The organism is Bacillus cereus group sp. BfR-BA-01310, from assembly GCF_022664325.1.
Classification (GTDB): Bacteria; Bacillota; Bacilli; order Bacillales; family Bacillaceae_G; genus Bacillus_A; species Bacillus_A paramycoides.
Window position 1 is genome coordinate 893,286 of sequence record NZ_JAKUHD010000001.1, and the last position, 22,740, is coordinate 916,025.

Below are 22,740 nucleotides of genomic sequence, written 5' to 3' on the forward strand. Positions count from 1 at the left end.
CTCCTTTTATTTGTTTCTCATTTTAGCGTGAGATGCAACGAACATCGCATCACCAAAGCTAAAGAAACGATATTTTTCTTTTACTGCTTCATTATATGCATGAAGTACATTATCTCTATTTGCGAATGCACTTACAAGCATAATTAATGTTGATTTCGGCAAATGGAAGTTTGTAATTAAACCATCAATTGCTTTAAATTCATATCCTGGGTACATAAATATATCTGTCCATCCAGAAGCTGCACAAAGCTTACCATCATGATCTGTCGCAATCGTTTCTAATGTACGAGTTGATGTCGTACCTACTGTAATAATACGTCCACCATTCTCTTTCACACGGTTTAATAACGCAGCTGTCTCTTCAGACATATGGTAATACTCTGCATGCATATGATGCTCTTCAATCGTATCTGCAGAAACTGGTCTAAATGTTCCAAGTCCTACATGGAGCGTAATAAATGCTAATTGAACGCCTTTTTGCTTCAATTTCTCGAGTAACTCTTCTGTAAAGTGAAGTCCAGCTGTCGGTGCTGCTGCTGAACCAATTTCCTTCGCATATACCGTTTGATAACGATCGCGATCTTCCAACGTCTCTTTAATATACGGAGGAAGTGGCATTTCTCCAAGTTCGTCTAAAATTTCATAAAAGATGCCGTCATATGAAAACTCAAGTTGACGCCCACCTTGATCTGCAGTTCCAATACAAGTTGCTTTTAACTTTCCTTCACCAAAAGAGATTACAGTACCTTCTTTTACACGCTTCGCTGGCTTGACAAGTGTTTCCCACTTATCGCCTTCCTCTTGTTTTAAAAGAAGCACTTCGATATGTGCACCTGTATCTTCTTTCACACCGTGCAAGCGAGCAGGCATAACTTTCGTTTCATTTAAAACTAAGCAATCCCCCTCATGTAAGTAAGAAAGAATGTCCGTAAAATGTTTATGCTCAATATCCCCTGTTTCACGGTCTAACACCATCAATCTTGATGTTTCACGCTCTTCAAGCGGGATTTGTGCAATAAGCTCTTCTGGTAAATGAAAATCAAACAGATTAATATCCATAACTATATCCACCTATTTCTTATTTAAATCGATTTATTATATACATAACAAAAGATAATACAATACTTAACACAATACATGTAATGATAGGAAAATAAAAGGTAACGTTTCCTTTTTTCACAAAAATATCGCCTGGAAGCCTTCCAATAAACTTCCAAGCTAGACCAACAACAATGAGTAAAATACCAGCTGTAATAAGCAGCTTTGGCATCTCCGTCATACCTTTGGCATCTCCATCCCAAAATGTTCATATGCGAGTGGAGTTACGATTCGGCCTCTTGGCGTTCGTTGTAAAAAGCCAATTTGTAATAAATACGGCTCATACACATCTTCAATCGTATGAGATTCTTCTCCAATCGTTGCCGAAACTGTTTCTAATCCAACTGGACCACCGCGGAACTTTTCAATAATACCAAGCAGTAATTTATGGTCAATATGATCAAGTCCTAATTTATCTACTTGTAATAGCTCTAACGCCATTTGTGTAATTTCCATCGCAATCGTTCCGTCACTGCGAACTTGCGCGAAGTCACGTACACGTCGTAATAGACGATTCGCAATACGAGGTGTACCACGGGCACGTCTTGCAATTTCTAGTGCTGCCAACGAATCAATCTCCACTTCGAATACTTCTGCTGTACGTTCTACAATCGCAGAAAGCTGATCTACTGTATAATACTCTAATCGTGAAAGTACACCGAAACGGTCACGAAGTGGTGCTGATAATGCACCTGCACGCGTCGTTGCCCCAACTAGTGTAAATGGGGGTAAGTCTAGACGTACAGATCGAGCTGACGGTCCTTTCCCAATAACGATATCAAGGCAAAAGTCTTCCATCGCTGGGTATAACACTTCTTCAATAGATCTATGCAAACGATGAATTTCATCAATAAATAATACATCCCCAGGCTGAAGTGCTGTTAATACAGCCGCTAAATCTCCTGGTCTTTCAATTGCGGGACCTGACGTTGTTCGAATGTTAACACCCATTTCATTGGCAATAATATTCGCAAGCGTCGTTTTACCAAGTCCAGGTGGCCCATATAAAAGTACGTGATCTAACGTTTCTTCACGCATTTTCGCCGCTTCAATAAAAACTTCTAAATTATGTTTCGCTTTATCTTGGCCAATATACTGACGGAGCGTCTGTGGCCGTAATGAATACTCTAAATCTGCATCTTCATATGCAGATTCCCCTGAAAGGAGACGTTCGTCCATTATACTCACCTCTTACCATTTAGTAAAAGACTAAGTGCCTTTTTAATATATTGATCCGTCGTTAGTGATTCTTTTAATAGTTCTGGTACAACGCGAGAAACTTCTCGTTCTGCATAACCGAGTGCACGCAGTGCTTCCAGCGCTTCATCAAGTTCAACTGATGAACCTTTCTTCTCATCAAAACTTTCGACATCTGAGAACAAATCAACAAACGCATCTGGTACAACATCTGCTAATTTCCCTTTTAAATCTAAAATCATTTGGCGCGCTGTTTTCTTTCCGACACCTGGGAATTTCACTAAAAACTTCTCATCTTCATGTTCAATTGCTTGAACGACCTGTCCTGTTTGACCAGAAGCTAAAATTGCAAGAGCGCCTTTCGGTCCAATGCCTGATACACCTAACAATTTTGTAAATAATAAACGCTCTTCACGTGTTTTAAATCCGTAAAGTGCCATAATATCTTCTCTCACATAATGATATGTATAGACACGAATTTCTTGCTTACTTCTTTGAAAGACATATGGATTTGGTGTAAAAATTTGATAACCAATTCCATTATGATCAATTACGACATATTCCGGTCCTACATACTCCACGTAACCTGTAACATATTCAAACAAAATACGATCTCTCCCTCTCAAATCATGTATTCCATTTTAACATATTTAACAATAGAAAAGCGAGGCTACCCCAACAAATGTTCTCTGTTTAAAATTTCCGTTTTTTTCTATTGACATAAATACAGAAAGAACATTACTATACAATAGTCGATAATGATTATCAATATTAATTAAAGGGGTTACATCAGGATGAAAAAAAGGCTATTTATTTTATTTACTATCATGTTAGTTGTTCTTTCTATCGTTGGCTGCTCTTCTCAAAAAGATGAGTCAAAAGCGAAAGAACAACCGAAAACAAAAGTTGTCAAACATGCTAAAGGAGAAGCGACAATTCCAGTAAATCCAAAAAGAATTGTTGACTTATCTGGATCAACAGAAGAATTGTTACTTCTTGGACATAAACCTGTTGGTACAGCAAATACATATAAAGATAAAATCCAAAATCATTTAACAGAAAAGCTAGACGGAGTAAAAGCTGTTGGCTGGTATTGGGCACCTAAAGTTGATTTAGAAGCTGTTACTGCTTTAAAACCAGACTTAATTATTTTAAACAATCGTCAATTGAAAATTTATGATCAACTAGAAAAGGTGGCACCAACAGTTGTTCTAGAAACAAATCTAGAAGACTGGCGCGGTAAGTTTAAAGAAGTAGGTAAACTATTTGACGAAGAAAAGAAAGCTGATAAATGGATTACAGACTACGATAAAAAAGCAGACTCTTTATCTAAAAAAATTAAAGAAAAAACAAAAGACGAAAACTTTATGTTCGTTGCAGTAACACCACAAAACTTCCGTGTATACGGTAGCTTCGGATATGGTGACATCATCTTTAACGACTTAAAACTTCCAGCAACAAAAGGTACAGACTTAAAACAAACGATGGCACAAGTATCACTAGAAGGTCTCGTTGCATTCCAGCCTGATCAAATGTTCATTGTAAACTTCGGCGGCGAAGCTGATAAAGTGTATGAAGACTATAAAAACAGTGCAGTTTGGAAAGATAATAAAGCAGTGAAAAATAATCACGTATACGAAGTATCGAATGAAGTCTTCAATACGAAAGCATTTAATCCAATCGGAAAAGATATGCTAATTGATGAAGTTGCTAAACAAATTTTAGATAAAAATAAATAAGAAAAGCAGCTCGCACCAGAGCTGCTTTTCTTACTTTCTCACTGCATACTGCTTCATTTTTTCAATGGTCTTCACAAAACCTTCTTTTGATTTTATACGAATGCCACGTTTTAATTTCGCACGCTCATAACTTTCAAGCTTTTTCATATCAATTTGAAAAAATGAGTGAATCGCGTTATCACTTTTCGGTACCCCTTTAAAAATTTGTAATATTCCTTCCTCTGAAACACCAAAATAACCACTTGTTTTCAATAAAGGTGAAATATCATCAATTTTCTTTTGTAATACGATTTGTACATCATCACGATCAACAAGTTGCCACTCTTTATATTGCTGCAAAAACTGCTCCAAATTCACTACTTTTTCCGTAAATATTTCCTCACTTACTTCTCCATCAACATACATACGCTCTAATAAAATTGTAACTTGAGGTTCTTTTTCTTTTACTTCTGGTACTGGCCCTTCCGCCCTCACACTCGTTTCATAAACTAAACAAAACACCATAACGAAAGCTTGCACTGCAATCAGTATCCATTTCATTTCCGTTCACCTCTTCTAGGCAAAATCATACTTTCATTTGTAGTTTTTCCGGAAATGGGGGTTTTATCCCTAATTCATAGAATACCCCTATTAAGAATTATAGAATTCAATTTTTTGTACACCTTTACACTATTTCCCCCTATTTAGAATCGCAGTGATTATACGAAAGTAGTTTTTTATCTTTATTGGATTGCATTGTAGCAATGATAAGTGAGCCATTCATAGTAGAAGTATAGTGAAGTCCCATAAAGAAAAAAACGTTGTACCCAAAATTACCACTACATATTAATTCTTTTGAGAATATTCGTAAATACATTCCGAATATTTCGTCATTAAAACCAACAAAAAAGTGAAGTTTAGATTTCTCTAAACTTCACTTTATCTTTATAAAATATGAAAGACGCCTGCATAGCAGGCGTCTTGATGCGTTTACGGCGAGAGACCAGGCGACCACATTCGCGTGTTTAGCACTTAAGCATATCTCTCGTCTTACGTAAATTAGCTCATCGCTTTGCTAATATAACATTAATAAGATAGGAACGCAACATGTTTATAAAAATATTTCATTTCCTTTTTTACCTAAATAAAGTTTATGTAAATTATAAATTGATTAATGCAATATATATGTTACAATTAATACTATAAATATAAACAGGGGCTGAATGCTTTGAAAAAAATTAAAGATGAACGTCTCATTCTTCAAACATTAAAAAACATACGTATTGCCTTTCTCTTTCAATCAATTGGTATAATCGGAATTTTAGGCTATATCGGATTCACTGAAGGAATGGATCAAATTACGAAATCTCCATTATGGTTATTATTTATTCTTACAAGTATTTTACTTAGCTATTTACAATTAAGTATTTCAATCGATGTAGAAGAAAGCGAAAAGGAAATAAAGTTAACTCCTTATTACAAACTTGTCTTACGCTCCCTTATTGTAGGGATTATTATGGCTATTATTTATATCATTTTCAGTCCAGAGAGACCTCTGTTTGAAGCTATCCTTACAGGTAGTATCCTCTTCGTATGCTTTTTAACTTCTTATTCCGTTAGTTATCTTATTAAAAAACGTCGTTTACAAGACGAAGATGAATAAAGAGGAAGGGATTCCCCTTCCTCTTTATTGTTATCGTACTGTACCAGTTAAACCGTAACGAATGTCTCGGAACATATTTGTTATGTCACGATTAAAATCGTTTGTAACTGTACCATTACGTAGACGCGTACTCATTGCATCAACACGAGTAAACATGTCATTTCTTACAGAGACGTACACGTTTCTGTTTCCAGCTTCACTCGCAACAGCTTGACGAATTTCGTTTGCCATCGCTGTTTCATCTGTCGCTGTATTACGTGGTTTTACCGCAATCGCTACATCGTTTCCATATACAACTGTAGAAACTCGATCTACGTTATTCATACGTTTCACACGATTCGTAATTTTTTCTGCAGTTTTACCATCATTGTTAATGTATGAATTGTTCATTGTAATATTACGTGTTGGGTGCGGATTAGCAATTTGTCCATTGTAATTTACATCACGGTAATAATTATATCCGGTACCGTTACGATTATCATACACATTGTCTGTTGCTCTGTTTCCATTTCGGTATGTTACATAATCTGTATAACGATCGTTACGCGTTACATTAGTACGATTTGGATGTGTATCATTATAAGATGTACGCTCGTAATTATAATTACGCCCGTCCATCGCAGTTTTCTCTTTAGGTGTACCACATGCAGCTAACGCACTGGTAACTAACAAAGAAGCAGCAATAATTTTAACTTTCGTATTCAATACAAAAACCCCCCCTGTTAGAATGAACTTCTCTTTTCGAAAAGCTCCTTCTTATAATGAGTAACAGAGCGGCTTTTTACACTGTTAATATTTCACTAGGAATTTTCTAGCACTTGATGTAAATCTCACGTTTTCTTAACTACCACAAATACAAAAAAGGCGGGAATAATCCCACCTTTTTTTAAACTTCCTCTTCATCCTCTTCTTCTGAAACTGGTTCTCCAAATACATTTGGCGGATCTGGCTGATAATACATCGTTCCCGGCTGCGGTGCATATGCTGGCTGAGTCGGTTGATAATATAAAGGATTGGCGTATTGTGGTCCACCTGGTTGCGGACTATATAACCTACTTTCTCCTCCGCATCCACAATCTTCCTCACCTTGCACGAGTGGTGGCATATTATTATCCATTGGCATCATATTCGGATTTGGCATAGAAGTATATTGTGGTACCACCTGTGCTCCTTGTTGATATGGCATATTATAGTATGGATTTTGTTGTTGATAATGCGGATATGGCGGCATCATTGGCATTTGATTTGGCATCATATTCGGCATTTGATTGTTATCCATTATTGGCATCATGTTCGGCATTTGATTGTTATCCATTATTGGCATCATATTCGGCATTTGATTGTTATCCATTATTGGCATCATGTTCGGCATTTGGTTGTTATCCATTATTGGCATCATGTTTGGCATTTGATTGTTATCCATTATCGGCATTATGTTTGGTGGTTGATTATTATCCATTATCGGCATTATGTTTGGCATTTGGTTATTATCCATTATCGGCATTATGTTTGGCATTTGGTTATTATCCATTATCGGCATTATGTTTGGCATTTGATTGCTATCCATTATCGGCATTATGTTTGGCATTTGATTGCTATCCATTATCGGCATTATGTTTGGCATTTGATTGTTATCCATTATCGGCATTATGTTTGGCATTTGATTGTTATCCATTATCGGCATTATGTTTGGCATTTGATTATTATCCATTATCGGCATTATGTTTGGCATTTGATTGTTATCCGCTATTGGCATTATGTTTGGCATTTGGTTGTTATCCATTATCGGCATTATGTTTGGTGGTTGATTGTTATCCAGCATCGGCATTATATTTGGCACTTGAATATTTGGCGGTATTACTTGCGGAATAACAACATTTTCCTTTGATACGTTTGGTGATACTATGTTTCCTACATTTTCTTTCTTCACTTGCGGTGATACTATATTTCCTACATTTTCTTTCTTCACTTGCGGTGATACTATATTCCCTACATTTTCCTTCTTCACTTGCGGTGATACTATGTTTCCTACATTTTCCTTCTTCACTTGCGGTGATACTATGTTTCCTACATTTTCTTTTTTCGCTTGCGGTGATACTATGTTTCCTACATTTTCTTTTTTCGCTTGTGGTGATACGTTTCCTACGTTCTCTTTCTTTACTTGTGGTGATATATTTCCTATATTGTCTTTTTTCGTTTGAGGGGAAATGATGTTGTTAGGTTTCATTTTATTAATTTGAGGAGCAATTAACTCGCTTCCCTTTTTTATTACGTCTGAAATTTTATATTCTTTTTTCGGTTTAATCGGCGGTTGCGGCGGCTGCGGTAATACATTAACAGAAAATTTAGTGTTCTCTTTCGTAGTCGGTTTTGGTTTTTCTACTTTCTCTACAACAGGTGGTTTTTGAATGACAGGCGGTTTTTGAATTGGTATTTCTTTTTGCACTTCTTTTTGCGGCTTCACCTGTACTTCTTTTTGTGGTTTCACTTGCATTTCCTTTTGTGGTTTTACCTGCATTTCTTTTTGTGGTTTCACCTGCATTTCTTTTTGTGGTTTCACCTGCATTTCTTTTTGCGTTTGTTGCATAGCTGGTTGCTGTGTAATAGGTGCTGATTGATACGTAACTTCTTCTTCATCTTCTATTCCGAGTGGAGTTGGTGTTGATGCAAACTCTTTTTGCTGCACCTCTTTTACATATTGTTTCGGAGGCGCTGAACCCGATCCAGCCTGTTGTTTCACATGAACGCTGCTCGATGGTACTTTAATTTTCATCCCTGGCATAATAAGGTCTGGATTACTAAGTTGTGTATTTGTTTTCTTTAGCGTTTCAAAATCCACTCCGTACTTTTTCGCAATTTTCCAAAGGGTATCCCCTTTTTGCACGATATGAATTTTCAAATTTTCCCCCTCCTGTATAACTTATCTATAAGTAAAAACACTTCGAAGTAACACTTTCTAAAAAACTTAACTTCATCTACTTTTATCACTTCTTCTATTTTCAATATGGTTTGAAGTGGAATAATCATAAAAAAATCACAATGATTTCCTCAACACAATGTATGCCTATTTCACTCTTCTTATGATTACATGCACGAAAAAAAGCAACGGAAGTCCCGTTGCTTTACACACGCTCTAACATACGATTCAATGCAAGAACCGCCTCTTTTGTTACTTGCTTATTTACACGAATAACATTGATTTGTTCTCCTCTTTCTATATTCTCAAGCGCCCATAACAGGTGGGGTAAATCAATCCGGTTCATCGTTAAACAAGGACACATAAACGGATTTAGAGAAATAATTTCTTTATCTGGATGTTGCTGAATAATTCGATTCACTAAATTCATCTCTGTACCAATCGCCCATTGACTTCCTGCTGGAGCTGCTTCAATCATATCAATAATATATTTCGTCGATCCTGCATAATCAGACGCATCAACAACTTCATAACAACATTCAGGGTGAACAATAATATTCATATCCGGATGGTTTTTTCGCACACTTTCAATATTTTTCACAGTAAAGTTTTGATGAACAGAACAATGGCCTTTCCATAAAATCACTTGAATTTCTTCTATATCTCCATCGTACTCTAGTGAATCTGTATGCGGGTTCCACACTGCCATTTTCTCTAAAGGAATACCTAAATCGTACGCTGTATTTCTCCCTAAATGTTGGTCTGGTAAAAAGACGAGACGCTCTTTTTGCGTAAACGCCCAAGATACCATTTGTTTTGCATTAGAAGAGGTTACTGTTGCCCCTCCATTACGACCACAAAATGCTTTAATCGCAGCTGTTGAATTTACATACGTTAACGGAATCATCGTATCCCCAAATAATTTTGTGAGCTCTTTCCACGCTCTTTCTGTTTGTTCAATATCTGCCATATCCGCCATAGAGCAGCCGGCACGCATATCTGGTAAAATGACAACTTGATCATCTGTTGTTAACATGTCTGCCGTTTCTGCCATAAAGTGCACACCACAAAACACAATATATTTTGCCTCTTTATTACTCGCTGCAACTTGTGCAAGTTGCAACGAGTCCCCTGCTGCGTCTGAAAATTGCACCACTTCATCTTTTTGATAATGATGCCCTGGAATAAATAGTAATCCCCCCATTTTTTCTTTAATTTCGCGAACACGCTCTTCCATTTCTAATGTAGACATCGTTTGATAACGCTCCGGTAACATTACTTCAATTGGCTGAACTTTCTCTAAAATACCCATTTACGATTCTCCCCCTCTAAACCACTCTCATTAAGACTCAATATTAAAACTAATATCAAGTGCTTTCACTGAATGTGTTAACGCTCCAAGTGAAATATAATCTACCCCTGTTTTTCCGTATTTCGATAAATCTTCAATTGTAATGCCACCTGAAGCCTCCGTAACGATAGCACTCGGTACAAGTTTTGAAAACTCACGAATCTCTTCTGGCGTGCGATTATCGAACATAATAACATCTGCGCCAGCCTCTACCGCTTCTCTCACTTGCGCCTCCGTCTCTGTTTCAACTTCTACTTTTACCATATGCCCTAATCTTTCTTTCACTGTCGTAACAGCCTTTGTAATAGACCCCGCAAACGCAATATGATTATCTTTAATCATGACACCATCATACAAACCGAAGCGGTGGTTAAACCCGCCTCCGCACACTACCGCATACTTATCAAACATGCGCAATCCTGGCATCGTTTTTCTCGTATCACAAATACGCGTGTAATTGCTATCTAACGCAAGAACTGCTTTACGAGTCATCGTCGCTACACCGCTCATACGCTGAATGATATTCAATATAACGCGCTCCGCTGTTAATAAAGACGCAATAGGCCCTTGTGCCGTTGCTATAATTTCACCTTTTTCTACTAAGTCCCCATCTTTTTTATGGAGTGCAACTTCAATTTTTTCATCGATTAGTTTAAAGCCCTCTTCTATTACTAAACTCCCTGCAAAGACCCCTGAATCCTTTACAAGAAACGTCCCTTTCGCAAGTGCATTATCGGGAAAGATAAGCTGAGATGTTACATCTCTTTCTCCTATATCTTCTAGAAAAAATCTATTTAATGCTTCCTTAACCTTTAACGTGTTCATAAAACCCCTCTTCCCCTCATTAAACAAGTTGTAGTTTTCTTCTCACTCGAATAATCTCTTTCCTTACTTTATTTCTTTCTGGATAATCACTGCGATAATGACCACCAATACTTTCTTCTCTTTGTAAAGCCGATACTGTTATAAGCTCACAAACTGTTAACATATTAATAAGTGTTATCTCTTCATTTGTAAGTGCATCATATTGTAATATCATATTTCGCACACCGTACCTACTAAACCATCTCTTAGCATATGATAAGCTTTTCTCAGTTCGTACAATCCCAACGTGCTTCATCATGTATTCTTGTACTTCTTCTTTCAACGGTAAATCATTAAGAGCTATAAAGCTTTTTTCTCTCTCTTCTGATACATTTTTTCTTTCTTGTACTGGTCTAGCTAAAATATGTTTTCCTATTCTTCTTCCAAACACTAGACCTTCTAATAATGAATTACTCGCTAATCTGTTCGCACCGTGAATCCCATTACAAGCCACTTCGCCGACTGCATATAAATTTGGAATAGACGTCTCGCCGTCACAATTCGTCTTCACGCCACCCATATGAAAATGAGCACCAGGTACGACTGGAATACGATTTTCTTTTAGATTCACACCATTCTTTTTACATAATGATGAGACTGTTGGAAAACGCTTTTCAAAGTTTTGAATGCTTTCGATGTTCAAGTACACTTTTTCACCTGCAAGAAGTTGTTCATGAATAGCCCTTGCCACTACATCACGCGGTGCGAGATCTTTCCCGGGATGTATCTCCATCATAAAACGCTGTCCTTTTCCATTTATAAGGACAGCTCCTTCACCACGGACTGCTTCAGAAACGAGACCACAACATCGCCCGCCCACGTATAACATTGTCGGATGAAATTGCACAAATTCTAAATCAACAAGTTCGCCCCCAGCTCGATAGATCATCGCAAGTCCATCACCTGTAATTGTCTCATCATTCGACGTAAAGGCGTACAAACCACCAATTCCTCCTGATGCTAACACTGTATAATCAGCATAGTAACGCTTCAACTTTCCTTCACTATTTCGTGTTAAAGCCCCTATACATTTATTATTTTCTATAATAAAATCAAGTACCATTTCTTGCTCAACGATAGTAACGTATGGAGCTACTTCTTGAATTAAATGTTCTAATAGATTTTTACCAGTTGCATCTCCTCCCGCATGTAAAATACGACGTTTTCGATGCGCCCCTTCTTTACCAAGATGGAGCCCTGCTTCATCCCCATCAAATTTCATTCCATTTGTAATAAGTTTATTTATTTCTTTCGGCCCTTCTTCAACTAAATACCGAACTGCTTCTTCATTGTTATAATGACAACCTGCCACTAATGTATCTTCAAAATGCCCACTCGGATTGTCATGTGCAGCAACAGCTGCTGCAATTCCTCCTTGAGCTAAATGTGTATTGTTATTGCGCCCTGTTTTTTTTGTGATAATTATCACATTCTTTTCGTGACAAAGCTCTTTCGCAACACGAAGTGCCGCAACGCCACTTCCAATAATTAAGACATCTGCACTTGGCATAATTGTTGCCTCCTACTTTACACTTTTCAACTGTCTTGACACCTATATTTACATAGTTTTAAAATAATGACAAGAGTTTTTTTACAATTCTTATTTTCACTACCATTCTAAAAACGAAAATTAATATCACTCTTACTGAAGAGAGGAAATTATATAATGATATATCTTGATTATGCAGCGACAACACCTATGAGCGAAGAAGCTTTAGAAACATATATACAAGCAACAAAGAAATATTTTGGAAATGAACAAAGTTTACACGATATCGGTGGAAGTGCCTCGTCTTTATTACAAGTTTGTAGAGAAACATTTGCAGAAATGATTGGGGGTAAAGAACAAGGTGTATTCTTTACAAGCGGCGGTTCAGAATCTAACTACCTTGCGATTCAATCCCTTCTAAATGCTAGGAATGGGCATCATATTATTACGACACCTATGGAACACGCATCGATTCGAAGTTATTTTCACTCCTTACAATCGCAAGGCTATACGATTACTGAAATCCCTGTTGATAAAAGCGGGCTAATTCATTTAGTAGATTTAGAAGCAGTTATTACAGAAGATACTGTTCTAGCAAGTATACAGCATGGAAACTCTGAAATCGGGACCGTTCAAAACATTGCAGAGATTGGAGCACTTTTAAAAAAATATAATGTTTTATTTCATTCGGATTGTGTTCAAACGTTTGGTAAACTTCCAATAGACGTTACAGCGATGGAGATTGATAGTCTCTCTGTTTCAGCACATAAAATTTACGGCCCAAAAGGAGTCGGAGCTTGCTATATAAATCCGCAAGTTCGTTGGGAACAAATATTTCCTGGAACTTCTCATGAAAAAGGATTTCGCCCAGGTACAGTGAATGTACCTGGAATTGCCGCTTTTTTAACAGCCGCAGAGCATATATTAAAGAATCAAAAGGAAGAGAGCTTTCGTTTTAAACAATTACGATCTTATTTTTTAGAGCAATTACAAACACTTCCTCTAGAAATTGAAGTGGAAGGACATTCTACTTCTTGTTTACCACATATTATTGGGGTTACAATAAAAGGAATAGAAGGTCAGTATACGATGTTAGAATGTAACCGTCATGGTATTGCCATTTCGACTGGAAGTGCTTGCCAAGTCGGTAAACAAGAACCTTCAAAGACAATGCTCGCAATTGGAAGAACGTATGAAGAGGCAAAACAATATGTCCGCTTTTCTTTCGGACATCACACAACGAAAGAACAAATTGATACAACTATTCATGCACTACACACAATTGGAAATCAATTTTATAGAGGTGTTAAATCATAATGAAACAAAATGATCAAAAAAAGATTTTAGGTGAAGAAAGACGACAGCTCATCCTGCAATGGCTTCTTGCTGCAAATGAACCGTTATCAGGAAGTGAACTATCTAAAAAGACGAATGTAAGTAGGCAAGTTATCGTTCAAGATATTTCCTTACTAAAAGCACGAAATGAACCGATTATTGCGACTGCACAAGGGTATTTATATTTAAAACCACAAGCGAAACAACAAGCTTTTGAACGTGTAATCGTATGCCAACATAAACCAGCAGAAGTACGTCAAGAACTTACAATGTTAGTTGACCACGGCGTTACGATTAAAGACGTAAAAGTTGAGCATCCTGTATACGGTGACTTAACAGCATCGATTATGGTAAGTAATCGCTTTGATGTAGAGCAATATTTACAAAAAATCGAAAACACTAACGCTTCTTACCTTTCTCAGCTAACAGATGGTATTCACTTACATACAATTGAAGCAGATTCTAAAGAAAAATTAGATGCAGCTTGTGATGCACTAGATCGAGCTGGGTTTCTCGTTTATTAATGTAAAGCACAGAGTTTTTCATCAATCTCTGTGCTTTTATTTTGTAGATGATATAATATTGTAAACAATTATAAAGGAGATCAACTATGGGAATTGAACTCGTTCGCTTTAGCATTGGCAAACCGAAACAAATGAAATATAGCGAAGATAAAGAAATGATTACAGGTATATGTAAAGAACTTACAGAAGAAGCTTTTCTCTCAAAAGACGGCTTCCGTGGTGATGATGTAGCAGATTTAAAACATCACGGTGGACCTGACCGCGCTGTTTGTGTGTATCCACATGAACATTACGCACTATGGGAAAAGGAATTTCAAACAACGCTCCCAGCTTCCACATTTGGCGAAAACATTACCGTAACAAATATGTTAGAGCGTGATGTTTGTATCGGAGATACATATCAACTAGGCGAAGCAATCATTCAAGTCACACAAGCTCGCGTACCCTGTAGCACAATTTCAAAACGTCTTGGCATTCCAGGCATTTTACCACGCATTGTAGCAACTGGATATACCGGCTACTTATGCCGTGTTCTTCAAGAAGGTACCGTACGTAAAGATTCGAAAATTACATTACTAGAACGTCAACCGAGCAATGTTTCTGTTCTTTTCTCTAACGAAATCTATTTTCATAATAGAAAAGATAAAGATAGCATTGAGAAGATCCTTGCTGTCCCAGAACTAGCTGATGTTTGGCGTGAGCAGTTAGAGGATCGTCTTGCGAAGTTAATATAAAGTGAAACTTTAATCAGTGGGGGTTTTGTTCATCCCCCACTGATTATTAGTTGAACCAATCGGGCGTTTACGGGCAGTTGATCTCCCACCTAACTTCTTTGCTCCAGCCGAATTTTGAGGTGGGAGTCTTACTGCCCGTTAATGCGGGATAAAAAATCCCACCATTTACTGGTGGGATTTTATTAATCTAGCACAAAGCATACTATTAAATGAAATTATATCGGCGATTCGACAAATACCAACACCCCTCACCTCTACAACCAATAAGAAGAATAACTCCCCAGCACAGTAACAGAAAACCCAAGTGCTTCAAGTTCCATCGTTACGCCTGGCAATAATACATCATCATATGCTTTATCTACATCGATTAGGAAAAAGTAATTGCCAAGACCTGTTTTCATTGGACGTGATTCAATTTTTGATAAGTTTAATTTTCTCCATGCGAAAGCTGATAACACTTGATATAGCGCTCCTGCATAATCCGCAGGTAACGTTATCATAAGCGTTGTTTTCTCTCCGCGGTTTTCTCCGTTATTTGGGAGTGCCGCTCTTTTTTTCTTATGCAAGACAAGAAAACGTGTATGATTGTTTTTATGCGTATGAATGTCACGCCTTACAATTGTTAATCCGTACTTTTCTGCCGCTGCCTCATTTGCAATAGCTGCAATTTTTTCTTCGGGATGTTCTTTCACATATTGTGCAGCTGCGCTTGTTGATGTCATATCTCGAACCGTTATGCCTTTTAATTCCTCATTTAAAAACTTATGACACTGTGCAATAGCATGTGGATGAGAATGTACAGCGTATACTTCTTTCCATGCTTCTTCATAGTACGGATGCACAAGTAAATGTTGCTGAATTGGCACTGTAATTTCTCCTACAATAGAAAGCGGCTGCTCATGTACAAGATAGTCAACCGTTATATTAACCGAACCTTCTATGGCGTTCTCTAACGGTACAACCGCATAATCTACATTTTCATTTGCAGCTGCATCAATACAATCTGGAATCGTTCGATACGGTACATGCTCTGCTTCCGGAAAAAAACGACTCACCGCCATATTTGTAAATGTTGCCTCTGGTCCTAAATATCCTACTCGAATCATCGTCTTTTCCCCTCTTTTTCGTTTTCTTACTGTTATACCATACTTTTTTATATTCTTCTATGTAAATTTCGAATATTTAAAAAAGACTAGCATCCGCTAGTCTAAATGTTTCCTATATTCTCTTTGAGCGAAAAAGAAATAAATGATGCATGCGGCGATATAAAACAAAATAAACAAGCCTACTTTTCTTAATGAACCATCCATAAAGAGAGTATTATGAAACGTATATAACGCAACTGCACTATGCATACTCCCTACTATAATTGGCGCAAAAAATAGCATACATAATTGCCAACGAGAAATCTTCCACACTTCTTCCTTCGTCATTCCAAGTTTAGATAGTGCACCATACTGCTTTCGATCCGATGTGATATTATGAAACCATTTAAAATATACGATGCTACATGAAGTAAGGAAGAATAATATACTAATGAACGAGCCAACAAATAGAGTAATCTCACCGAACTCTTTCATATTCACATATAACTCCATATTACTTCGAAATACATCATTTGTATCTTGTTTCATATGTTTCCGTAAATCTACATTTAATTCCTTCGTATTTTCGATATTTGGTAGTATGTAGCCTCTATATATCATTTTTTCAGAATCCGGAATTGTATTTGCTATACTTTCAAAATCTTCATCATTCATGACGAAAAACAGGCCATTAATGTGCGAAGGGTGGTAGTTAAATTGTACCCCTTCTTTCTGACCGTTAAATGCGAATTGATACGTTTGGTTCATTACTTGTAATTGAATTTCTTTTTGATCATATACATTCGGATGATTCCGTTTATTATAATAAACAAGTGTAACTGTGCCTTTTTTAGGATGATACGTTTTCTGTTTTTGTTTTCTCGCCTCTTGATTGTATTCACTTTCCTTTATAAGCGGTGCCACTTCTGTTTCTCCCTTATTGGACTGAAAAGATGCATATACTCCAACAAAACTCATATATTGAAAATCATTATACCCATATTGATGCAGTAATTTTTCAACCGCACCTTCCTCAAAAACTTCATGGGCAGAAGCACCTTTTTCTATGTATGAAAATGAGTGGACGCCTCCGCCCCGCCACATATCTTGCATACTAGAAAAATATAAGAACACCGTACCTGTTGCCGTAACAACAATTGTCGTTGCCATAGACAATATAAAGAAAAAGCGACCATTTTCCTTCATTCGATGTGATAATTGATTCACTATAAACAAATACGGATATGTATACATTATCTTCTTATTCCGCTTTATCATTTCTAATATTTGTGTAACGCCGTGTGTAAATGAGAAATACGTCCCAAAAGATATTAATATAACAACCGGAAAAAAGTATAACGCTATCGTTGGCATCGTTGCATTTAGCGCTAAGGCATACCCTATCCCTAAGCAAACGAAACCGAATAAACAAAGCCACTTTGATGTTTTCGCTTCTCTTTTATCTGTACGAAATTCTTTTAATAACCGAATTACTTTTATATTCCATATGCGTAAAGCACTTATAAAAGATAAGACAATAAAAACGACCATATATGTAACAAACGTTACACCAATCGCTCTCATATCAAATATGACAGGGAGTTCTTTCGGAAGGCGAAGTAACATACTAAACACCATGAAAAAGAGTTTCAAAAAGATCATACCAAGTCCAATACCGAAAATATTAGCGAAAATCCCGATTAATATTTGCTCGGCCATAATCACTCCTATTACGTTAGACTTCGTCGCTCCCATTAACATATATAATCCTAATTCTTTCTTACGTGCTTCTATGAAAATAGAGGTAGAATACAAAATAAATATGACGAAAAAAGAAATAATGATAACGTTACATATGATAAGTCCCCAGCGTACATTTTGATACCACATCGTTTCTTGCATGTATGGATGTACAATGACAGACATGTATGCATAAGAAGCAAATATTGCAAAACAACTACTTAAGAAAAATACTTTATAATTACGCCAATTCCCCTTTATATTTTGCATCACTAGTTGCCGAATGTTCATCTATCGTCCTCCTGTAACTTACTACATAGGTAAAAAGCTAGAGGTTCCCCTAGCTTTTTACGTGTTTTAAATATCCTCTTTGCGCGATCATAAAGTAAATTGCAGAAGCTAAAATATAAGCCCCTATTACAATCGCACCTGATTTCCATAAATCGATATAAAGCATTTTTCCTAACGTATGAAGAGCAAATCCACTATGAATCGCACCGATTATAATCGGGATAAAGAAGATAACGCCCATTTGTCGAATTGCAATTTTACGGATTTCCTTATCTGTCATACCGATTCTCTTTAACGATTTAAATTGAATACGATCTTGTTCTTTATCGTTAAACCATTTAAAGTATGTCATACTACAAGCGAAGAAGAAGAAGAGTACTGCTACGAAGAAACCGATGAACATTGTAATTGCTCCTGCCTCTCTTATATTTTTATAAGCAAGCACAGAGCTTTTCAACTCTCCTTGTTTTTCTGGTGCAATTTCCTTTTTCAAATCTAGCACAAGGTCTTCTGTACTTTTCCAATCTTCAATATAATAACCGTAATATTTCGTCTTTTCTTCATCTGGTACGAGCTTTGCATATTTCTCAAAATCTTGATCATTCACAATGAGATAATCGTCATCATTAAACACCGAATATGAAGTTGGTTCATTTAACTGAACAGACTGTTTTTGTCCGTTGATTGTAACTTCATATGGCTTCGTACGATCTATCTTTACTATATCATTTGTCATATCACTCATGATCATCATCGCACTACCTGGTGCATTATGAACTTCTCTAACTTCTTCCCTTTTTTGTTTACGCACTTCCGCATTATATACTTTCTCTGAAATAACTGCAGTTGGTACTTCATGTTCACTGTTAAAAAACGTTACTTTCTGCGTTGCAGGTAGTTTTACGAAAGTTAATTTTCGTGCATCTTCAAATCCATGTTTTTTTACAATCTCTTGTACTTTATCTTCATTAATAATGTTATGTGTATTTATACCCTTTTCCTCATATGAAATAGCATGCGGCGTAATATCTACCGTTTTCGCACTCATATTTTCAAAATATACGTAAAGTGTGCCAACTGCTGAAGAAACAACCGCCGTAATAATAGAAATGACAAATAGAAAACGAGCATTATCTTTCATTTTATAAATAAGATTGCTAAGGACAAACATATTTGGATACGTATAAAAAGATTGCTTTCTTTTTTGCAATGCTTTTAATACAACTGTACTTCCTTGTGTAAATAGTAAATACGTTCCGCCAATTGTCAGCCCTACAATCGGTAAGAAATACATCATAAAATTCATAATTGTTACTTGGAAGCAAAGGACGTATGCAGCAATGATACATCCTATACCGGCTACACATAACCATGTAAATGCAAAAGGCTCCACTTTTTGTTTTCTTGCTTCTCTTAATAAATCAATGATTTGCAAGCGTCCTACTGTCCAAACACTAAACAATGATAGTATTAAAAAGAGAATAAAGTACACACCAGCTGTAATAAGAACTGCTTTACTATTCCACACAAGCGGAAGTGTTTTATCAATCTTTAGTAATACACTCAGTGCTTGGAAAAACAGTTTTGAACAAAGCATTCCAGTTCCAATACCTACTACAATTGCAATACTACCTAACATCAGTTGCTCTAATATAATCATTCTGCCAAGTTGCGACTTCGTTCCGCCTATTAACGTTAATAAGCCAAACTCTTTTTTTCTTGCTCGTAAAAACGTTGAATTTGCATATAAAATAAAGAGTGCTGAGAAGATGACTACGATATAATTCATCGATTCTAATCCTTTTGTAATCATCGTTTTCATACTAATATTACCACTCACGACATCTGGATGATAAATGAAGGAAGCATACATGAAAAATACTACGATCGATAAACAACTACTAATAAGGAACGCTTTATAATTACGCCAATTTCCTTTTACGTTATTAAGCGCGAGCTGGCGAAAGTTCATGATATTCTCCCCCTAGCATCGCAAGTACGTCTAAAATTTCTTGGAAAAAGGCTTGCTTCGTTCTTCCTTTATGTATTTCTGAGAAAATTTCTCCATCACGAATGAAGAGGATGCGTTCGCAATAGCTAGCCGCAACTGGATCGTGCGTTACCATTGCAATTGTCACTTTCTTTTGCTCATGTAAATCTTGCAGTGCACCCATTAATGATTTCGCAGACTTAGAGTCTAAGTTTCCTGTTGGCTCATCTGCTAAAATTAATGTTGGATCATGAATAATTGCTCTCGCTGCTGCTGCACGCTGTTGTTGTCCCCCAGACACTTCATACACTTTCTTATTTAAAATACCTTCGATATTCAAAAACTTCGCAATCTCAAGTACTTTCGTATCAATTTCATTTACAGATTTCTTCGCCATAACAAGTGGTAAAATAATATTTTCTTTAATGGATAACGTATCAAGTAAATTAAAATCTTGGAAGATGAACCCTAAATGTGTACGGCGAAATTCCGCTAATTTTGCAGCACGCATTTGATTAATTTCTTCACCATTTACAAGCACATGACCTGAAGTTTGCTTATCAATTGTCGCTAATAAATTTAAAAGCGTTGTTTTTCCGCTCCCTGAAGGACCCATAATTCCTACAAATTCGCCTTCCTCAATTTTAAAATTTATATCATTTAAAGCAGTCGTCGCTACTGAACCTTTCGATTGGTATACCTTTGTTAACCCTTTTACTTCAAGAACACTCATTTCTAATCCCCCTATGTGTTTTCTTCTTACATTTACTATAAGAAAAATAAGAAAAAGAAACGAGTGATTTCCCTTACAAAACGTTTTGTTATCTTACAGTTTTGTCATTTTTCTCATTAATGTATGATATTCCTCATCTTTTGCAAATTGGAACGTAAACGTTGTCCCTTCACCTTCTGTTGATTGTACATAAATTCCATGATGTAAATTATCGCAAATTTCCTTCGTAATATATAAACCCATTCCAGTTGCTTCCCTCGTTTTACGGCCGTTTACTCCCGTAAAGAACGGATCAAATATACGCTTCACATCTTGTTCTGGAATACCGATTCCATTGTCCCTAATATGTAGTAACACCTTTTGATCCTTCTCTTCAATTTGAAATTGAATTTCTTTTTTCTCTGCTTCTGAAATTTTTGTATACTTAATTGCATTTACAACAATTTGACTCATGGCGATACTAAGCCACTTTCTATCAGACGCAATCATACAAGTCTCTTCTTCAAGCATAAGTTTCGGAAATACAGAAGATTGAATGAACGACTTTCGATTTTCATTAATAATATCTCGAATGACATCTATAACATTTACTACTTCTACTTTATAATCCTTCGCAAACTGATCTAATCTTGCCATATGTAACGCTAAATCTAAGCCATTTAAAATACGATTATTTTCTTCACGAATACTTTCAATCGTCCCCCTTGCTTCTCGATGCTCTTTACCAAACTTCTGCAATAATAACTCAATAACTGATACCGGTGTTTTCATTTGATGAATCCATTGGTTCATAAATATCATTTGCTGTTGCTCTTTCGCCTGCTGTTTATGAACTTCATTCATATATTGCTGTCTTAGCAACGTAAACGCTTCGACGGCCATTTCTTGCTCTGCCGTATAAGAAGTATCAATAAGCAAAGAGTCATGTAATGTATTTCCGCCAGCAACATATTTTTCTATTCTCTTTAAAAACACACTCCGTTTTCGATAATCGTAAATGAGGTATACAGCAAACACAACTGTCCCTAATAAAAGTCCATATAGCCACGTACTCCAGTCCAATGACCTCTTTTCTAAAAGGCTTTGTAACTGCAGTACAAGCCCAAATAAACAAAGGCTTATAATGTAAGAAAGGATTAAGGAAAAACGGTCTATGAGGTAGCTTTTAACCTTCATACCCTTCGCCCCACTCTGTAAGAAGCGCATAGCCGTAACCGCGTTTTGTTACAATAGCATTTTTAATACCTAGCTCCTCTAACTTCTTTCTTACACGCTTTACATTTACGGTTAATGTATTATCATCAACAAAAGCTACTTCATCCCATAAAGCCTCTAATAACTCTTCACGTGTTACATATTGATTTGCTTGTTTCATTAAACATTCTAATAAATAAAACTCATTTTTTGTAAGTTCCGTTTGTTGACCTTTCCACTCTACTGTGTGCTGTGATGGGAATAATAACAATCCATTAACACCTAAACAGTCACTTTCCGCGGCCAAAGCATACTCACCGTATCCGCGGCGGAGTGCACTCTTCACCTTTGCCATTACAATATCTAAATGGAACGGCTTTGTAATATAATCATCTCCGCCATTCTCAATCGCCATGACTTGATCCATCTCCCCTGTTCTTGCAGAGACAAAAATAATTGGTGCATTCGATACTGTGCGAATTTGGCGACACCAATAAAAGCCATCAAAATACGGTAAATTAATATCGAGTAATACGAGATGTGGATTTATTTTTACAAACTCATCTTTTATATGACGTAAATCGCTTGCTCTAAATGATTGATATCCATATCTTTCTAAATGTTCCTCTAATATTTCTGCAATTTTCTCATCGTCTTCTACAATTAATATTTTATACATGCTTCTTTTCTCCCCATAAAATATTCTTCTAAAATCACTCCTTTTTCTATTATAAATTGAAACTTTATTTAGTGGGAAGTTTTTCCTATCCCTACTAATTTTTAACTAGTAGCCCGATTCCCACCTAACTTCTTTACA

Annotated in this window: 19 protein-coding genes and 3 pseudogenes; 5 read left to right on the forward strand and 17 right to left on the reverse strand. The window is 36.4% G+C overall.

Annotated features, from left to right (window positions below; translation table 11 throughout):
* Positions 1 to 6: 6 nt before the first annotated feature.
* From queA to ruvA, 4 genes are read right to left on the reverse strand one after another with little or no spacing between them, the layout of a single operon-like run.
* Positions 7 to 1,059 carry a tRNA preQ1(34) S-adenosylmethionine ribosyltransferase-isomerase QueA gene (queA, locus tag MR109_RS04700; protein ID WP_242271193.1) on the reverse strand — a complete coding sequence of 351 codons (1,053 nt, stop codon included), beginning with the start codon at positions 1,057 to 1,059 and terminating at the stop codon, positions 7 to 9.
* Between the two features lie 19 nt (positions 1,060 to 1,078).
* Entirely contained in the window at positions 1,079 to 1,279 is a 201-nt protein-coding gene (locus MR109_RS04705) for a DUF2905 domain-containing protein (RefSeq protein WP_002173592.1), read from the reverse strand.
* Complete coding sequence (gene ruvB / locus MR109_RS04710) at positions 1,276 to 2,277, reverse strand: Holliday junction branch migration DNA helicase RuvB (RefSeq protein ID WP_002173593.1); 1,002 nt, start codon at positions 2,275 to 2,277, stop codon at positions 1,276 to 1,278. The genes MR109_RS04705 and ruvB overlap by 4 nt, the downstream gene beginning before the upstream one ends.
* A gap of 5 nt (positions 2,278 to 2,282) precedes the next feature.
* Positions 2,283 to 2,900, reverse strand: coding sequence for a Holliday junction DNA helicase RuvA (gene ruvA / locus MR109_RS04715; RefSeq protein ID WP_000464514.1), 618 nt, complete (start codon positions 2,898 to 2,900; stop codon positions 2,283 to 2,285).
* A 189-nt stretch (positions 2,901 to 3,089) separates the two neighbouring features.
* Here ruvA and MR109_RS04720 point away from each other — a divergent pair, with 189 nt between their 5' ends.
* Positions 3,090 to 4,034, forward strand: a complete 945-nt coding sequence (locus MR109_RS04720) for an iron-hydroxamate ABC transporter substrate-binding protein (protein WP_242271194.1) — start codon at positions 3,090 to 3,092, stop codon at positions 4,032 to 4,034.
* 14 nt (positions 4,035 to 4,048) lie between these two features.
* Here MR109_RS04720 and MR109_RS04725 read toward each other — a convergent pair.
* Both MR109_RS04725 and MR109_RS04730 read right to left on the reverse strand, forming a co-directional pair.
* Positions 4,049 to 4,574: pseudogene (locus MR109_RS04725) on the reverse strand (BofC C-terminal domain-containing protein); the annotation flags it as partial.
* Positions 4,575 to 4,767: 193 nt separating this feature from the next.
* Positions 4,768 to 4,854 (reverse strand): annotated as a pseudogene (locus MR109_RS04730) (DMT family transporter); the annotation flags it as partial.
* A 387-nt stretch (positions 4,855 to 5,241) separates the two neighbouring features.
* Between MR109_RS04730 and MR109_RS04735 the strand changes: the two are divergent.
* Complete coding sequence (locus tag MR109_RS04735) at positions 5,242 to 5,676, forward strand: hypothetical protein (RefSeq protein ID WP_025151205.1); 435 nt, start codon at positions 5,242 to 5,244, stop codon at positions 5,674 to 5,676.
* 30 nt (positions 5,677 to 5,706) lie between these two features.
* Here MR109_RS04735 and MR109_RS04740 read toward each other — a convergent pair whose 3' ends face one another.
* The 5 genes and pseudogenes from MR109_RS04740 to nadB all read right to left on the reverse strand — a co-directional run bounded on the left by MR109_RS04740 (position 5,707) and on the right by nadB (position 12,318).
* On the reverse strand, positions 5,707 to 6,381 hold the full coding sequence (locus MR109_RS04740; protein WP_242271195.1) for a YhcN/YlaJ family sporulation lipoprotein: 675 nt from the start codon (positions 6,379 to 6,381) through the stop codon (positions 5,707 to 5,709).
* 2,037 nt (positions 6,382 to 8,418) lie between these two features.
* A pseudogene (safA, locus tag MR109_RS30360) lies at positions 8,419 to 8,575 on the reverse strand (SafA/ExsA family spore coat assembly protein); the annotation flags it as partial.
* Positions 8,576 to 8,798: 223 nt separating this feature from the next.
* Positions 8,799 to 9,905, reverse strand: a complete 1,107-nt coding sequence (gene nadA, locus MR109_RS04750; RefSeq protein ID WP_098790247.1) for a quinolinate synthase NadA — start codon at positions 9,903 to 9,905, stop codon at positions 8,799 to 8,801.
* Positions 9,906 to 9,935: 30 nt separating this feature from the next.
* Positions 9,936 to 10,769: a carboxylating nicotinate-nucleotide diphosphorylase gene (gene nadC, locus MR109_RS04755; protein WP_242271197.1), complete on the reverse strand. Its 834-nt coding sequence runs from the start codon at positions 10,767 to 10,769 to the stop codon at positions 9,936 to 9,938.
* 19 nt (positions 10,770 to 10,788) lie between these two features.
* Positions 10,789 to 12,318, reverse strand: a complete 1,530-nt coding sequence (nadB, locus tag MR109_RS04760) for an L-aspartate oxidase (RefSeq protein ID WP_242271198.1) — start codon at positions 12,316 to 12,318, stop codon at positions 10,789 to 10,791.
* A 153-nt stretch (positions 12,319 to 12,471) separates the two neighbouring features.
* Between nadB and MR109_RS04765 the strand changes: the two genes are divergently transcribed.
* The 3 genes from MR109_RS04765 (at position 12,472) to MR109_RS04775 (ending at position 14,890) form a co-directional block, all read left to right on the forward strand.
* A complete protein-coding gene (locus MR109_RS04765) occupies positions 12,472 to 13,614 on the forward strand; it encodes an IscS subfamily cysteine desulfurase (RefSeq protein ID WP_242271218.1) in 1,143 nt (380 codons plus the stop codon).
* Positions 13,614 to 14,156: a transcription repressor NadR gene (locus MR109_RS04770; protein ID WP_002173606.1), complete on the forward strand. Its 543-nt coding sequence runs from the start codon at positions 13,614 to 13,616 to the stop codon at positions 14,154 to 14,156. The genes MR109_RS04765 and MR109_RS04770 overlap by 1 nt, the downstream gene beginning before the upstream one ends.
* 86 nt (positions 14,157 to 14,242) lie before the next feature.
* Positions 14,243 to 14,890: an MOSC domain-containing protein gene (locus MR109_RS04775; protein ID WP_242271199.1), complete on the forward strand. Its 648-nt coding sequence runs from the start codon at positions 14,243 to 14,245 to the stop codon at positions 14,888 to 14,890.
* 254 nt (positions 14,891 to 15,144) lie between these two features.
* Here MR109_RS04775 and pheA read toward each other — a convergent pair whose 3' ends face one another.
* From pheA to MR109_RS04805, 6 genes are all read right to left on the reverse strand, one after another.
* On the reverse strand, positions 15,145 to 15,996 hold the full coding sequence (gene pheA, locus MR109_RS04780) for a prephenate dehydratase (protein WP_025147482.1): 852 nt from the start codon (positions 15,994 to 15,996) through the stop codon (positions 15,145 to 15,147).
* A gap of 96 nt (positions 15,997 to 16,092) precedes the next feature.
* On the reverse strand, positions 16,093 to 18,006 hold the full coding sequence (locus MR109_RS04785; RefSeq protein WP_242271200.1) for an ABC transporter permease: 1,914 nt from the start codon (positions 18,004 to 18,006) through the stop codon (positions 16,093 to 16,095).
* 49 nt (positions 18,007 to 18,055) lie between these two features.
* Complete coding sequence (locus MR109_RS04790) at positions 18,056 to 19,978, reverse strand: ABC transporter permease (RefSeq protein WP_242271201.1); 1,923 nt, start codon at positions 19,976 to 19,978, stop codon at positions 18,056 to 18,058.
* Positions 19,953 to 20,729, reverse strand: a complete 777-nt coding sequence (locus MR109_RS04795) for an ABC transporter ATP-binding protein (RefSeq protein ID WP_048373010.1) — start codon at positions 20,727 to 20,729, stop codon at positions 19,953 to 19,955. Before MR109_RS04795 ends, MR109_RS04790 begins: the two co-directional genes overlap by 26 nt.
* Positions 20,730 to 20,822: 93 nt before the next feature.
* On the reverse strand, positions 20,823 to 21,905 hold the full coding sequence (locus MR109_RS04800) for a HAMP domain-containing histidine kinase (RefSeq protein WP_242271202.1): 1,083 nt from the start codon (positions 21,903 to 21,905) through the stop codon (positions 20,823 to 20,825).
* Complete coding sequence (locus tag MR109_RS04805; RefSeq protein WP_242271203.1) at positions 21,895 to 22,602, reverse strand: response regulator transcription factor; 708 nt, start codon at positions 22,600 to 22,602, stop codon at positions 21,895 to 21,897. Before MR109_RS04805 ends, MR109_RS04800 begins: the two co-directional genes overlap by 11 nt.
* Positions 22,603 to 22,740: the final 138 nt, after the last annotated feature.